At 43.0% G+C, this 12,467-nt stretch carries 15 protein-coding genes; 5 read left to right on the top strand and 10 right to left on the bottom strand.

Annotated elements, in window-relative coordinates; genetic code table 11:
* Positions 1 to 13: 13 nt before the first annotated feature.
* Together AC58PQ_RS10125 and AC58PQ_RS10130 are read right to left on the bottom strand one after the other, a co-directional pair.
* Positions 14 to 967 (bottom strand): ketopantoate reductase family protein, encoded by a 954-nt coding sequence (locus tag AC58PQ_RS10125; protein ID WP_497241820.1) that lies wholly within the window; start codon positions 965 to 967, stop codon positions 14 to 16.
* Positions 968 to 1,070: 103 nt separating this feature from the next.
* Positions 1,071 to 1,724 carry an RsfA family transcriptional regulator gene (locus AC58PQ_RS10130; RefSeq protein WP_497241821.1) on the bottom strand — a complete coding sequence of 218 codons (654 nt, stop codon included), beginning with the start codon at positions 1,722 to 1,724 and terminating at the stop codon, positions 1,071 to 1,073.
* A 388-nt stretch (positions 1,725 to 2,112) separates the two neighbouring features.
* Between AC58PQ_RS10130 and AC58PQ_RS10135 the strand changes: the two genes are divergently transcribed.
* Positions 2,113 to 2,343, top strand: coding sequence for a DUF2626 domain-containing protein (locus AC58PQ_RS10135; RefSeq protein WP_028558057.1), 231 nt, complete (start codon positions 2,113 to 2,115; stop codon positions 2,341 to 2,343).
* 32 nt (positions 2,344 to 2,375) lie between these two features.
* Here the strand turns inward: AC58PQ_RS10135 and AC58PQ_RS10140 are convergent, their stop codons facing one another.
* Positions 2,376 to 3,506: a class I SAM-dependent methyltransferase gene (locus tag AC58PQ_RS10140; protein ID WP_497241822.1), complete on the bottom strand. Its 1,131-nt coding sequence runs from the start codon at positions 3,504 to 3,506 to the stop codon at positions 2,376 to 2,378.
* 89 nt (positions 3,507 to 3,595) lie between these two features.
* On the opposite strand from AC58PQ_RS10140, the gene AC58PQ_RS10145 reads away from it, so the two are divergent.
* From AC58PQ_RS10145 to AC58PQ_RS10155, 3 genes are all read left to right on the top strand, one after another.
* Positions 3,596 to 4,564, top strand: a complete 969-nt coding sequence (locus tag AC58PQ_RS10145) for a hypothetical protein (RefSeq protein WP_497241823.1) — start codon at positions 3,596 to 3,598, stop codon at positions 4,562 to 4,564.
* Positions 4,565 to 4,666: 102 nt separating this feature from the next.
* The gene (locus tag AC58PQ_RS10150; protein WP_497241824.1) at positions 4,667 to 5,764 is read left to right on the top strand and encodes a coiled-coil domain-containing protein; all 1,098 of its coding nucleotides are present in this window, start codon (positions 4,667 to 4,669) and stop codon (positions 5,762 to 5,764) included.
* 39 nt (positions 5,765 to 5,803) lie between these two features.
* Positions 5,804 to 6,295: a hypothetical protein gene (locus AC58PQ_RS10155; protein ID WP_497241825.1), complete on the top strand. Its 492-nt coding sequence runs from the start codon at positions 5,804 to 5,806 to the stop codon at positions 6,293 to 6,295.
* Between the two features lie 43 nt (positions 6,296 to 6,338).
* Here the strand turns inward: AC58PQ_RS10155 and AC58PQ_RS10160 are convergent, their stop codons facing one another.
* Positions 6,339 to 7,670: a PhoH family protein gene (locus AC58PQ_RS10160; RefSeq protein WP_497241826.1), complete on the bottom strand. Its 1,332-nt coding sequence runs from the start codon at positions 7,668 to 7,670 to the stop codon at positions 6,339 to 6,341.
* A gap of 113 nt (positions 7,671 to 7,783) precedes the next feature.
* On the opposite strand from AC58PQ_RS10160, the gene AC58PQ_RS10165 reads away from it, so the two are divergent.
* Positions 7,784 to 8,332, top strand: coding sequence for a YhcN/YlaJ family sporulation lipoprotein (locus AC58PQ_RS10165; RefSeq protein ID WP_497241827.1), 549 nt, complete (start codon positions 7,784 to 7,786; stop codon positions 8,330 to 8,332).
* Between the two features lie 40 nt (positions 8,333 to 8,372).
* Here AC58PQ_RS10165 and AC58PQ_RS10170 read toward each other — a convergent pair whose 3' ends face one another.
* The 6 genes from AC58PQ_RS10170 to AC58PQ_RS10195 form a co-directional block, all read right to left on the bottom strand.
* Complete coding sequence (locus tag AC58PQ_RS10170) at positions 8,373 to 8,516, bottom strand: hypothetical protein (RefSeq protein ID WP_497241828.1); 144 nt, start codon at positions 8,514 to 8,516, stop codon at positions 8,373 to 8,375.
* A gap of 185 nt (positions 8,517 to 8,701) precedes the next feature.
* Positions 8,702 to 8,983, bottom strand: coding sequence for a hypothetical protein (locus AC58PQ_RS10175; protein ID WP_497241829.1), 282 nt, complete (start codon positions 8,981 to 8,983; stop codon positions 8,702 to 8,704).
* 1 nt (position 8,984) lies between these two features.
* On the bottom strand, positions 8,985 to 9,422 hold the full coding sequence (locus AC58PQ_RS10180) for a hypothetical protein (RefSeq protein ID WP_497241830.1): 438 nt from the start codon (positions 9,420 to 9,422) through the stop codon (positions 8,985 to 8,987).
* A 20-nt stretch (positions 9,423 to 9,442) separates the two neighbouring features.
* Entirely contained in the window at positions 9,443 to 9,718 is a 276-nt protein-coding gene (locus AC58PQ_RS10185; protein WP_497241971.1) for a YlaH-like family protein, read from the bottom strand.
* A gap of 149 nt (positions 9,719 to 9,867) precedes the next feature.
* Entirely contained in the window at positions 9,868 to 11,709 is a 1,842-nt protein-coding gene (gene typA, locus AC58PQ_RS10190; protein WP_065850377.1) for a translational GTPase TypA, read from the bottom strand.
* Between the two features lie 164 nt (positions 11,710 to 11,873).
* Entirely contained in the window at positions 11,874 to 12,380 is a 507-nt protein-coding gene (locus tag AC58PQ_RS10195) for a hypothetical protein (RefSeq protein ID WP_497241831.1), read from the bottom strand.
* Between the last annotated feature and the right edge of the window lie 87 nt (positions 12,381 to 12,467).

Raw genomic sequence — 12,467 nt, forward strand, 5'->3', positions numbered from 1 at the left:
GCAGCGTCACCTCTTATTTTTCTATTGCTTTAATCATTCTATACACCATACGATGCGTTGGAAGCTCTAGGCCCATTTCATTGGCCATTTTGACCAAGCTGCCATTCAAATAATCAACTTCCGTTTGGCGTAATGCCTCTATATCCTGCAACATGGAGGAATGATTCGTTCGCGTTGCCAGACAAACTTCAAGAATGGTATCCCACAGCTCGACTGGGAGCTTAATTCCTTTGGCCACAGCCAAGCGGAGCACTTCTTGATAGAGATCTTGCATGATTGAGCGTGTCCAATCCGAACGAAGCAATTCACCATTTGGCACACGTAAGATCGCTGTTAGCGGGTTAATGACAACATTAATCGCTAACTTACTCCAGATTCTGACTTCCATATTTTTCGACAAAACCGCATGAAATCCTGCTAACTCCAACATCTGCATGAATAAAATATGCGGACCATTTTCGGCAATCTGCTCATTGGATTCTAGAACGCCAATATACGTGATGCCATGTCCGGTATGACAGACTGAATTGGGTCCGTTTCGTTTGGCCCCTTCCGTCGTTACCGCAAATAAAAGCTTGTCACGATCAATGGTTTGGCTTAATTTCACTTCATGACCTATCCCGTTTTGAAAACAAACTAGGTACGTATGATCCGACATTTGACTTCGTATATAGTCGATTAACTCTGATGAAATGGCCGTTTGCTTTACCATCAAGAAGATATAGTCGACTTGGTGCGGTCGAGCAACGACACCCCCACTTGACTCCTCTGGATAGCTGCAGAAAACTATTGGATTCTCAAGATTAGTCTCTTGCGACTCCATCCCAACTATCCTAATACCGTGCTCTGCCAATACTCTAGCTTGTCCTTCCGACCTCGTTACTACCGTTAAATGTGTGCAAAAAGGAGCAAGCTTTGAAGCAAAGAGTAACCCAAGTGAACCTGCGCCAATCATCATGATATGCATGCAATAACCACCCTTTATTCAAGTCCCCATTATTATACAGCAAAAAAGCCACAGACCAAGGTTTCCCTTGATCTGTGACTCTTCTTTGTCTCCTGAATAACACTTAATCTACTCTTTCCAAATTACCATTTGCGTCCATTTTGAATCGAGGCTTTTCTTCTTCCTCTTCTTCCACAAGGAAAGCCATTTTCCTAGCACGATCCATAATTTGAATGAGCGCTTTATAATCATCATTAACAACACGATAATCGGTTTCAACTTCATTCACTTGCTTATTCAGCTTATTATTCTCTCTGCCAAGTCTAGCGAGTTCATCCTCTTTGTCCTGCAGCTCTTTTTCCAATGTTTTAATATGACGATTCATATCCTGATAGGTACTGCGCCATTGCCTTAAGAAACGAATGACAGCATCTATGGATAGCGTCTCTTCTGTAAATACTTCATTCTTGCCTGTTGATGCTTCTGGACTATCAAGTAGACCAATTGAAGAAGAACCGGATATCGATACAGGAGCATGCTTCTTCAACTGCGTCCGTTTCTGACGCTGTGCTTTGGCGATTTGAATCGCCGCCTCATATTTTTTTCGAACAAAACTGTTCCAACGAAACCCACATGCGGCCGCTGTACGCCCAATGCGCTCTCCAACTTCTTCAAACGCAGATAATTGTGTACTTCCTTCTCGGATATGACGTAATGTCAACTCCGCTAAAATTAAGTCGTCTTCATCGCTCCAAGCATCTTGTCTAATTGCCGACATAAGGCCAAACCTCCTAACAAATTATAGGGATCTTTGGTCGGAGAGCAAAGTCTCTCCTTTCGGGAGCTTCGATTTCTGATCAAAATCTCTCCTACCTGCGGATACATCATAAAGAAGAATCAATTAGTCAGACAGGTATCAATTGATTCGTTACCATTATTACTATTTCTATGCCCGTACTAGAGTTCATAGAATCTATTTGATACTAAATGGTATTGCCAAATTTTTTGACGCTCATACATGGGATTCGTATAAAAAGACATACTACGTCTATATGATGAAATGTTTTCAATTTCGTCACCGTTTGACGGTTTACACCACTTGGATCAAACGGTATAATGTGTTGTAGTTAAAGTGCAACGTGGTACGAGAGGGGGATGTAACGAGAATGGATCGCATGTTTCGGGTTCTAGGTTTTTGGACACTTGTTATCGCACTAATGAGCTTAGCTGGCGATATGATACCTATGTCTCTGATTTTCTTTTTTCAAACTGCCGTATTCGTCATTCTAGGCTATATGCGCTTGTCAGAACGTACTTACATATTGTTGTTCTGGGGATATATGATTATCTCCTTCAGCGGATTTACGTATTGGTCATTTTTCAAAATGTCCATCTAACGCAGACGACAAACAAAAAGGTGAATCGGCATTTAAGCCGATTCACCTTTTTTCATGGCAACAAACACCTTAAACAATTCACTCATCCCGTCACTTAGAAGCAATTGCCGGATGGAGCGGTTCCTTTTGGAAACCTCACTAAAGGGATTCGGATCGAAATGGTTTTGCAGCTTTTCCAAAATGCCCTGCTCAACTAAGAACTGACGCTGAGTTTGCAGCTGACATACTTCGAAGCCACTGGATTCCGCGGCCGCCTGGCACAAGCTGAAATTGACATGAGCCGTTATATCCTGTTCCCCTTGATCGATAAAAGGATTATCATGGGCCTCATGATTACGGTAACACATCAATGTTCCTTGCTGCCGATGAGAGGCAAATAGTTCACTCGCTACATCTCCGTAATCGATCGCGATTACACATCCGCTAAGGATTCGCCGGGAAAGTTGTTCATACCAATCTGCTGCCTCCACATTCATTTCAGCCAATTGCCCATCCTGCCATTGAACTTCCAAGGAGTTTAGATAGTCTAATATACGCCCCGATTGCAAGGGTAACCAGATCTCTCGGAAATGAGGCTCTTGTTCCTGCCAAATAACATGAGATTCTTGGAACACTCGATCTTGATATCGAATGCGATGAATCGGGAATGCATCCAACAATTCATTAGCCAGTACATAAACATGTTCCTGAGGCGTCTCATTCAACCACGCTGTTTCATCTAAGAAACGAATATGTTTCTCATGCGCGACAAGCACATCTTTTTGCAGTTGGCGATGATAGGGGCTCGATTCAATGAGTGTATACGTTAAACGAACATAGACGTCCGGCGCTGCTCTTTTCATTTCATCAAGCAGTTGGAGGGCCATCCGTCCATTCCCTCCCCCCCATTCGACCAATTCAATGCATGTTGGCAAATTGGATTGACACTGAAGCTGTTTATGAATGAACGTAGCTACCATTTCACCCATGACGGTTCCAATAGACGAACTGGTATAGAAATCTCCTTGCTTGCCTATCTTTATTTGTTCCTTGCGATAATAACCAGCTGGATCCTGGTACAAACAAATCTCCATATAATCTCGAAAGGAAATCCTTTGATTTTGCGCGGAATAAATGCGTTCTTTTAATGCCGCAATTACGCTATTGCGCTCTAGTTGATACACGAATGTAACCCCCCAGTTCTTTACTTACAGACAAATGAATAGGAAACCCTTATAATGATAAAGGATTATGGAAGGAGAGACAGCCCAGCATGACAAAGAAGTGGATTACCCTAACAGCGATAACGGCAATTAGCCTAGTCTCGTTGACAGCCTGTACAGACAACACGAAAGTTAAAGAAGCATTTCAACAATCCCTAAACAAACAATCAGAAATGAAGTCGTATACCTTCGATGGAAGCACGACTCTCGCGATCAGTGATGGTTTAATGAAATCTGCTAACCCGCTTACGAACGGGTTGTTATCTTTGATCAGAGAAAGCTCGATTACTTGGAAGGGTGTTAGCAATGTAGAGCCCCTTCAGTTCCAATCAGATGTTCGAATAACCCCTAAGGGATCTACATCCCCTATCGATTTACCAATTCTCATTAAAGATAGCAAATTGTATTTTAATTTGCCAGCCATAAATAAAACGGCAGATGAGTATTACGCAATTGATTTACAAAAAATGAGCGGAACGAATACCAGCCCTTTAAACGCTGACACTTTGAAAAATTCCCCTCAAGTTTCTACGGCACTTAGTAAATTGATATTCGAAGGTATCGATGCCAAATGGTATAAGGAAGCCAAGGACCCCGTTAAACTGGCCGATGGAACAACAGCTAAATCGATTCAGGTTGATTTGACTCCCAAAAATGTGAAAGAAATCAATACGCAGTTCCAGACCAAACTACCAGAGTTCATCGGAACTTTACAAACGAATGGTTATATCACAGCTGACAAAGCTGAAGCACTCAAGAAAAATGGGCTTGCTTCTCTTTCGCTCAAAGCACCAGGCAGCATAAAGATTGCAATTGATGATAAAGACTTCATTCGCGACCAGTCCTTGGATATCACATTCACAGTGACGATGGATGGTAAAACTCTCGACAATCATATTGTAATGAAACAAACTTACGATGCGATTAATCAAGGCGCTCCATTAACGAAGGAAGTTCCTGCGAAGGTAAAGAGTTTTGATGATATTCTCAAGCTGTTGACTCCCGCGGCTAAAAAATAGGCATGGGAGGTCAAATACTTACCTTTCCCCAAAGGTAAGTATTTTTTTGTGCTTCATTTAATAGAAATATGATAATCTATTCATAGGGGGAGAATACCATCAATGAATTCTAAAAAACTCACAGCTTTGCTGTTGTCCATTGTTATGCTAACGCAACTCACATTACTTTCTGGCGGTGTTCTAGCCGAAGAAACAAAGGAATCTCAAGACGAAGCCAAAGAGCTGGTTCAAAAAGGACTTACTATTTTTGAAATCGATAAAGAAGTAGCTCGCTTAAACGAACAGGATGCCAAAATCGGTGAGCAAATTAAACAAAATGAACAAGATATTGTGAAACAAAATGGCAATGTTGAAACGACCCGAAAGCATGCTGGGAAAGTATTAAGAGCCTATTATACGGGAGATCGAGATTCGATTTGGATGCTTCTTTTTGCGGCAAACTCCTTTACCGATGTCTTGCGTATGTTCGAATACTTACAGATGATCATCACCAATGACCATCGCTCACTAGCGGCTTTTACGGATTCGTTCGAAAAGCTCAAAACACTGCAAACTGAACTAACCAATTCTCGGGCTGAGCTGCAAGTAACCAAAAATAAATTCCTGCAACAACGTGAGCGACTCGTTACGCTGCAGGATGAACTGGACAAACAGCTAGCCGCTAGCGCTCAAGCTGCAACCATCACAGCTCAAATCAAGAGCTTAAACGATCAATGGAAAGATGAAGGTCTTCCGCTGGCTCGTGATTATTTGGACAATTTGTCCATGGCTTTCCGTGAACTGCCGCAATACTTGATGAGTAATTCGTCGAAGTTTTTGAACACTTCTTCAAAGCCGCCTATAATAACCCTTAAAGACACGGACTTCAATACATATCTCCATTCTAAGAGCGAGCTGCTTCAAACGCTCCACTTTGAATTCCGAGATGGGTCCATGCTGGCAACTGGGAAAAAAGATTCGCTGCAAATCGCCATTTATGGCAATTTTGTTTTGCTGAAAAACGAAGGCATGAACGAAGTTAAATTTGTCGTTGATAACCTGGAATTTAACGGATTCAAGCTACCTGATACGACGATTGAAGATTTCACCAAAGAGTTTCAGTTAGGCTTTACTCCTAAAAAGGTCGTGAGTTATCTTGACGTGCTTGGCGTGGAAACAAAAAAAGGTGTCGCAAATGTAAAAATTGAAATTTCTTTATAAACAATTAGGCATCACCAACCGAAACGAGGACGAGCAACAATGGAATTCAAGATTGGTCTTATGATGGATCTGCCTGACGGGAAAATACCTGGCTTCTATGCCCAAATTGTTAAAGCTCTTGCCGGCAAAGTCGAGTTATTCGATCGCGATAAAGAAATGCTAATTGTTAGTAATGAAGAGCAGCAACGCGCAGCACTTGAGGTTATGTCACATTTTAACATTGAGACTACGATGATGGATCTTCGTTTGCTGGGCGCTGAGGCGGAATTGACGGATTTGTTCAGTGATTACGGATTTACTAGCCGCGCCGAACATAACTATGTGTACGACAAAATCGTCATCCCTTTCCGTTTCACGATGAATAGTCCAGCTGTCGAGGTCGATCAAGCGACTCTCCAAGTCGAAGAGCATCTCATCGCCCAATACAAGGACGACGAGAATCGCGATGTGTATGTCGTTGATCGGCAGCTCGAGGAATTGATGCACGGCATCGCCAAAGCCTATCGCTGCAACATCGAAATATTGCGCTAAGACAGCCAAAAGCCCACATCGTCTGATGTGGGCTTTTCTCATTTTATAGCAAATCTGCTGCCAGTTGCGCCAGATGAGAGCGTTCGCCGCGCTCTAATGTGATATGTCCGCTTATGCCTTCCTGTTTAAAGCGCTCTACCACATACGTAAGCCCATTGCTCGATGCATCTAGGTATGGATGATCGATTTGATCCGGATCACCCAGGAGAACGATTTTACTGCCCTCACCAACGCGAGATACGATGGTTTTCACTTCGTGCTTCGAGAGATTCTGTGCTTCATCGATGATAATAAATTGCCCAGGAATCGACCGTCCACGAATATACGTTAACGCCTCTACTTGAATACTACCTAGACCGGCAAGTATTTTTTCAATATCACCTGGTTTTTTGGTATCGAATAAATATTCCAAATTATCATAGATCGGCTGCATCCACGGACGCAGCTTTTCATCTTTTTCACCAGGCAGGTAACCAATATCCTTGCCCATCGGGACGACCGGACGAGCAATTAGTAATTTCTTGTATTTACGATCATCCTCAATTTTCATGAGCCCCGCAGCTAATGTAAGCAGCGTTTTACCTGTCCCCGCTTTCCCAGTTAGGGTGACGAGCGGGATATCGTCATTGAGCAGAAGCTCAAGAGCCATTCGCTGCTGCGCATTTCGCGCGGCAATTCCCCAGATGGGATCGTTACTCATGTAAAGCGGCTCAAGCTTTTTGGCATCCGGTGTGACTTTGAGCAATGCTGATTTGGAAGAGCCGAGCTCATCGCGCAGAATCACGAATTCGTGAGGATGCAGCATGTAGCTCAAATTTAGTGAAGTAACGGTCAAGAAGCGATATGAGTAAAACTCATCAATGATCGATGGGTGTACGAACAGCGTGATATAGCCGGTATACATATCGGTTTGAGCCACAATCCGATCTGTTAAGTAATCCTGAGCCGGAATACCAAGCACATCCGCTTTGATTCGAACCAAGGTATCTTTACTAACGATAACGACGGGTCTAGCCACATCATTTTCTTGTTCTTCCAGATGGTAGTTAAGTGCAACCGCAAGAATGCGATTGTCATTGGTTAATTCAGCAAACGTTTCTTGAAGCTTCGCAAAGCTGCGGTGGTTAAGCTCCACTTTAATGCTGCCCCCATGCCCAAGGGTAATGCCATCGGATAAATTGCCTTTGGCTCTTAATCCGTCTAGTAATCTTGAGACATGTCTGGCATTACGACCGATTTCATCCGCATTTCGCTTCTTAGAATCGATTTCTTCCAACACCACGGCGGGTATGACCACTTCATTATCTTCAAATGCGAATAAAGCATTAGGGTCCTGAAGCAGTACATTGGTATCTAACACGTAAATTTTTTTCATTGGTGTGTCCCCTCCCAGATTTGGCGTTAGATCATTGGTTATATTCATACATACAACCTAGCTGTACAGGACAAACTAAACGCGAGATTCAAGGAAAGAAGGGAACGATTCTGGTGAGACTAATATACGTATGCGGACTGATACTGATCCTCGCTGTAGGCTGCAGTCAAGCGCCGAAAAGTGGTGCCCCCTCTCAAGATACGAATCAAAAACAAGTAAAAGTTCAACAAATTGCTCCGCAAAAGCTTGAAATCAAAGATTCTAAGGCGGTTGCAGCGCATTTGGAAAACCTAGCATTGGGTATCCCTCAAGTAGAGAGCGCACATTGCGTCGTCTTCGGCAATACAGCTGTCGTCGGCATTAACATTAAGAAGGACCTTGATCGCGCCAGAGTCGGAACCGTAAAATATTCAGTCGCCGAGGCACTCAAGAAAGATCCTTATGGTGTCAATGCGATTGTGACAGCAGATATGGACTTAGATCAACGCTTACGCAACATTCGGGATAACATTCAAGCTGGCAGACCCATCACAGGCTTTGCAGAACAAATGGCTGATATTGTGGGTCGAGTAATGCCACAACTGCCTCGTGATATTCGCAATGATCCTGATATCGATAACGCAGGTCCTAATGGGAATAGCCCGCAGGTTCCAGCCCGATAAATCACTGAAGATGACAAAAAGCCTGACTGCATACGCAGATCTAGGCTTTTTTTATCGCATCAAAAACTTGGCCGAGTGAAAAACGGGCATCTCGGCTCTCACAAGCTTTCGCATATTCAGCTTTAATGATCATGTGGGCGCTATCTTTCCATTGCATCGGTGCAGCTGTTAGGTGTTCAGCCATATCGTTTGCGCCTCCTACTAGGTGGTTGAAAACGCTCCTTACACTTACAGTATAGCATAGCGAGTGCCAAGCGTTCCACCATTATGTATCTATTTTCAAACACAAGAGCACTCCTAATTTGCCCAGATAACTTAAGTGTACGTTGATTTGTTAAACTTATGTCCTTAATTCACAGCGTTAAACCGCTATTGATTGTTGTAAATGGGGTTTGAGTTAATATCATCCAGCAGCTTCGAAGCACTCTCACGATCGAAACAATGCTTATGATATTCCCCTTCGTGATCATAGCCAATCCATATTTTCAATGGATCCTCGACAGGTAGAACCTCAAGGTTTCTGACCCCATGATCCTCGACTAAAATAAGTGCGAAAAAATCCATCGTATCTTTAGCCGCTTCATCCTCTGGCCGAGCCTGGGACACAATGTGCATTTGCAGCCAATTAAAAAAGGCATCTCCTAGCTTCATCTCAGCGTCCATCCTCTCTTAGTAGAACAATATCATAGCCAGCTTCTAACCATTGCATCCATTGTTTCACCCAAACTTCGTGCATCCTGTTGTTCGCTTCACGTTGTTCTTCCATAGCTATAACCATAGCCTTCGCTTCCCGCCTACTCAGCAAACGGTCTAGAAAGGCCTCTGCGCAGTGTGAAAGATGAAAAGGTTCACCATTAAACACGATATCACCTTCATGCGTTAAATCTAATTCTACGAGGTCTGATCCACACACTTCTTCCTCATCGCTCAGAAGCAGACTCGATTTAAACATCGAAAGCAAACGAGGGTGTTGATCGCCTGCAAGCTTGCGGAAAGCTTCGAAATCGGCATCAGGAACGCAGTTCATGCGGTCTGCACCTAGCACGAGCGGCGAATAACCAAGAATTGGCGTTAACCAATATCGGGACATAAGGTATGGGCTCCTTACTATTAAGTCGGTCTTTTACCGCTTCTTTTCTCAATAAAATAGCGAATTCTTACCATAAACATCAGAGAGATAGCAACCGCCAAGCAAAGTACAATAGGCAAGCCTACAATTTGAAATACGAGGAGCATCACGGACCCGATCGCTAGCAGCACATAGATGAGCGCTGTTTTGAGGATAGGTAATTTGCGCGTACGAAACACTTTATTGTACACATAGGACATGAAAACAAAGATTAATAGATACGTGATGAGCAGGTGATTGGCAAACCATTCATTCAAGGCAGTCAACAAATATACACTCCATTTCATTAATAAGTTAAGTCATACGAATTAAGTCATTCTCCATTATCCCTTATATCGACAAAGAAATAAAGGGAAATGCGACGGCTAGAAAGCCGGCATTCCCCTTTATTCGAATACTTTGTGAATTAAACGTTAGCTTCCGCAGTTTTGCGGTGCTTCTCAGCACGCTCGCGCTCGCTCTTGTTCAAAATCTTTTTACGGATACGAACCGATTTAGGCGTAATTTCACAATACTCATCATCGTTCAAGTACTCAAGCGCTTGCTCCAAAGAGTACGAGCGAGGTGTTTTCATTTTAACTGTTTCTTCTTTGTTTGCGGAACGGATGTTGTTAACCGCTTTTTCTTTACAAATGTTAACGATGATATCATTATCACGTGTATGCTCACCAACAACCATACCTTCGTAAACTTCTGTTTGTGGATGCACGAACAAGATACCGCGATCTTCTACAGATAGAATTCCGTAAAGTGTGGATACGCCGGATTCGCTGGAAACGAGTACGCCTTCGTGACGTCCGCCAACGCCTGCTCCTTGGTAAGGACCATAGCTATCGAACGCATGGTTCATGATTCCGTAACCGCGTGTTAGCGTCAAGAAGTTCGTTCTGTAACCGATCAAACCACGAGCTGGGATCTTGAACTCTAGACGAACATTACCGCTTCCGTTGTTAATCATGTTGACCATTTCGGCTTTACGAGAACCTAAGCTCTCCATAACGGAACCCATGCTATCTTCTGGAACGTCGATGATCAAATGCTCAATCGGCTCCATTTTTTGTCCGTCGATTTGACGAATGATAACTTCTGGTTTGGAAACTTGCAATTCGAAGCCTTCACGACGCATGTTTTCGATCAGAATTCCTAAGTGAAGCTCACCGCGGCCTGATACAACGAATGCATCCGGGCTATCTGTATCTTCAACGCGCAAGGAAACGTCGGTTTCAAGCTCTTTGTATAGACGCTCACGGATTTTACGGGAAGTAACCCATTTACCTTCACGACCTGCGAATGGCGAGTTGTTTACGATAAATGTCATTTGAAGCGTTGGCTCATCGATTTTCAATACTGGCAATGCTTCTGGGTTCGCTGGATCAGCTACCGTTTCACCAATGTTAATATCTTTGATACCTGCAATGGCAATGATATCCCCTGCAGCCGCTTCTTCAATCTCAATACGCTTTAAGCCACTGAAACCGAAAAGCTTCTCGATTCTAGCTTGCTTTTGTCCGCCTTCGCGAGTCATAACAGTAACTGTTTGACCTTGACGAATCTTACCACGGTTCACTCGGCCTACACCGATACGACCCAAGTACTCATTGTAATCCATTAATGTAACAAGGAATTGCAGTGGTTGCTCAACATCTTCTGTAGGAGCTGGAATGTGTTGAACGACTGTTTCATAAATGGCTTCCATATTATCATCTTGTTTCTCTGGATCAAGACTTGAAGTACCTTGCAATGCAGATGCATATACAACGTGGAAATCAAGCTGCTCGTCAGTAGCACCAAGTTCAATGAACAAATCAAGAACTTCATCAACAACTTCTTGTGGACGAGCATTCGGACGGTCAATTTTGTTAACTACAACAACTGGAGAAAGGTTGCTCTCAAGCGCTTTACGTAGAACGAATTTCGTTTGTGGCATTGTACCTTCGAAAGCATCAACAACCAACAATACGCCGTCTACCATTTTCATAATACGCTCAACTTCTCCGCCGAAGTCAGCATGTCCAGGTGTATCTACAATGTTGATCAAGTAATCTTTATAGTTAATCGCCGTATTTTTCGCAAGAATAGTAATACCGCGTTCTCTCTCTAGATCGTTAGAATCCATTGCTCTTTCTTGAACAGCCTCGTTATCGCGGAATGTTCCTGATTGTTGAAGCAATTTATCTACGAGTGTTGTTTTACCGTGGTCAACGTGTGCGATAATCGCGATGTTGCGAATCTTGTCTCTTGCATGCATGAATGTCAAACCCTCTCTACCCTATAATTTTCGTCTCTGTTCATAAAACAAGCGTCGGACATAAGCGCCGACGCTTGACATTTACCCTTAGTATACGCAGTTTCTCGACATTATGCAAGATAAAAGGCGCTTAAAACAAAACTTTTAACTGGAAAGAGGCGAAATCACCATAATCTACGTTTTCGGAAAATCATGGAAAGTCCAGCAACGACAAGGATCAAAGCGATTACATAAATCCCTAATTTGAATAGTAAAGTTAAGCCGAAAAGTGCAGCAGAAATGAGTCCCAACACGATAGCTGCGATCCAAACACTCCGGTCACTACCTCGTTCAAACAGGTGAAGCTCATATAAACCAATCGCTACCCCTAAAATGAAACCCGGCCAAATATAACTCATTGACCCCCAACCAAATATATTGCAAAAGAAAAACATGAGTGCATAAGTGGTTAAAATGCCACCAGGAACAAGCACGCCAGCAGGTAATCTGCGGTTAAAATATAAGAAATGAAAAAGCAGTCCAGGCACGAGTAAAACTAGAGGCCAAAAGAAGGAAATAAGCAATTGGAAAATCCCTAATTTGCCTAGCAACAATAACACAGCCAAGCCAATAAATAAAATACCAATGGAGTAGCTATTTCTAGCGATACGAATCCCTCCTAAAATGTACATATGTTGAACGGGTATAAATCGATATGTAAATCGACACCCTTCAACAAATATTTTATCTCACATGAGGTTAAATTGCTAGGAGTTTAT

The organism is Paenibacillus sp. J22P143, from assembly GCF_059692035.1.

Excerpts from the sequence above, each read along its gene's own strand:
- AC58PQ_RS10125 (WP_497241820.1), bottom strand. The coding sequence starts at position 967 with ATGCATATCATGATGATTGGCGCAGGTTCACTTGGGTTACTCTTTGCT.
- AC58PQ_RS10130 (WP_497241821.1), bottom strand. The coding sequence starts at position 1,724 with ATGTCGGCAATTAGACAAGATGCTTGGAGCGATGAAGACGACTTAATT.
- AC58PQ_RS10135 (WP_028558057.1), top strand. The coding sequence starts at position 2,113 with ATGGATCGCATGTTTCGGGTTCTAGGTTTTTGGACACTTGTTATCGCA.
- AC58PQ_RS10145 (WP_497241823.1), top strand. The coding sequence starts at position 3,596 with ATGACAAAGAAGTGGATTACCCTAACAGCGATAACGGCAATTAGCCTA.
- AC58PQ_RS10150 (WP_497241824.1), top strand. The coding sequence starts at position 4,667 with ATGAATTCTAAAAAACTCACAGCTTTGCTGTTGTCCATTGTTATGCTA.
- AC58PQ_RS10155 (WP_497241825.1), top strand. The coding sequence starts at position 5,804 with ATGGAATTCAAGATTGGTCTTATGATGGATCTGCCTGACGGGAAAATA.
- AC58PQ_RS10160 (WP_497241826.1), bottom strand. The coding sequence starts at position 7,670 with ATGAAAAAAATTTACGTGTTAGATACCAATGTACTGCTTCAGGACCCT.
- AC58PQ_RS10170 (WP_497241828.1), bottom strand. The coding sequence starts at position 8,516 with ATGGCTGAACACCTAACAGCTGCACCGATGCAATGGAAAGATAGCGCC.
- AC58PQ_RS10175 (WP_497241829.1), bottom strand. The coding sequence starts at position 8,983 with ATGAAGCTAGGAGATGCCTTTTTTAATTGGCTGCAAATGCACATTGTG.
- AC58PQ_RS10180 (WP_497241830.1), bottom strand. The coding sequence starts at position 9,422 with ATGTCCCGATATTGGTTAACGCCAATTCTTGGTTATTCGCCGCTCGTG.
- typA (WP_065850377.1), bottom strand. The coding sequence starts at position 11,709 with ATGCATGCAAGAGACAAGATTCGCAACATCGCGATTATCGCACACGTT.
- AC58PQ_RS10195 (WP_497241831.1), bottom strand. The coding sequence starts at position 12,380 with ATGTACATTTTAGGAGGGATTCGTATCGCTAGAAATAGCTACTCCATT.